Here is a 1,055-nt window from a genome sequence, read left to right as displayed (position 1 = left end):
GGAGGAGGCATGAGCAGCTTCACCCATGAGGTCCCGGGTGGCGCGGCCTGGTCGTTCCCGATCCGCGCCGGGCGCCAGCTGACGCTCACGGCCCTGGGCGATGACGCCTGCGTGAGCACCCTGCTGTTCGGGCCCGATCGCCTCGACCGGTTGAACGTCGCCGACACCCTCAAGTCGCAGATGTCGGCGTGCATCAAGGCGCCGATGGTGTTGATGTCCGATCGCGGAGTCGCCCTCGCGTCGGTCACCTCCTCCAGCCTCGACTGTCACGACTGCCTGACCGGGTTCGGGGCCGATGCCCACCTGGAGAGGTTCGGACCGTCGTCGTACGCCGTGGACCGGAACGACTGGAAACGCTCCGCCCGCACCGGCCTGGTCAGCGAGCTGACCAAGCACGGGCTCGGCGAGGCCGACCTGCACGGCAGCGTCAACTTCTTCAGCAAGGTCGGCATCACCGACGACTCCCGCGGGACGCTCGGCCTGCTGACCGGTGTCTCCCACGAGGGCGACACGGTCACGCTGCGCACCGAGGTCGACGTGCTGCTCGTCCTGGCCACGACGCCGCACCCGCTCTCGACAGCGCCGTACGCGCCGGCCGGAGTCCGCATCGACGTCGCCCTGACAGAGCCGGCCACCGACGACGACCCGAGCTGGAACTTCCGTGACGAGAGCGCCCGCGCCCTCGAGCAGGCCAGGAGGCTCGCGGCATGACCACCACACTCCAGGCGACCGTGCTCGACACGGTCGTCCAGCCCGGCGACGGCGCACTCATCCGGGTTCCCTCGGGCGGTCGGCTCCGCATCGTCGACACCCACGGCAACCAGGCGGTCGACACGTTGCTCTACGACGCCGACGACGTCGACAACCGCTACTCCGCGTTCGACACGATCCGTGAGCAGGGCGCGGTCTACCTGACCACCGGGTCGCGGCTGCTCTCCACGCGTCTCGACGAGCTGGCCGTGATCAGCGACGACACCTGTGGTCGCCACGACACCATCGGCGGCGCGTGCGCGCAGGAGTCCAACGTCATCAGGTACGGCGAACACGTGCGCCAC

Annotated in this window: 2 protein-coding genes; both read left to right on the top strand. The window is 69.7% G+C overall.

Annotated features, from left to right (window positions below):
- Positions 1-711: DUF1989 domain-containing protein (locus tag ACOADB_RS13745; protein ID WP_378599512.1), on the top strand; the 711-nt coding region annotated here is incomplete at its 5' end.
- Positions 708-1,055: DUF1989 domain-containing protein (locus tag ACOADB_RS13740; RefSeq protein ID WP_378599509.1), on the top strand; the 348-nt coding region annotated here is incomplete at its 3' end. The genes ACOADB_RS13745 and ACOADB_RS13740, both read left to right, overlap by 4 nt.

Source organism: Nocardioides sp. CPCC 206348 (assembly GCF_048654705.1).
Taxonomy (GTDB): domain Bacteria; phylum Actinomycetota; class Actinomycetes; order Propionibacteriales; family Nocardioidaceae; genus Nocardioides.
Note: the sequence above shows the minus strand (reverse complement) of the source record. Positions and strands in the feature narration are given on the sequence as shown.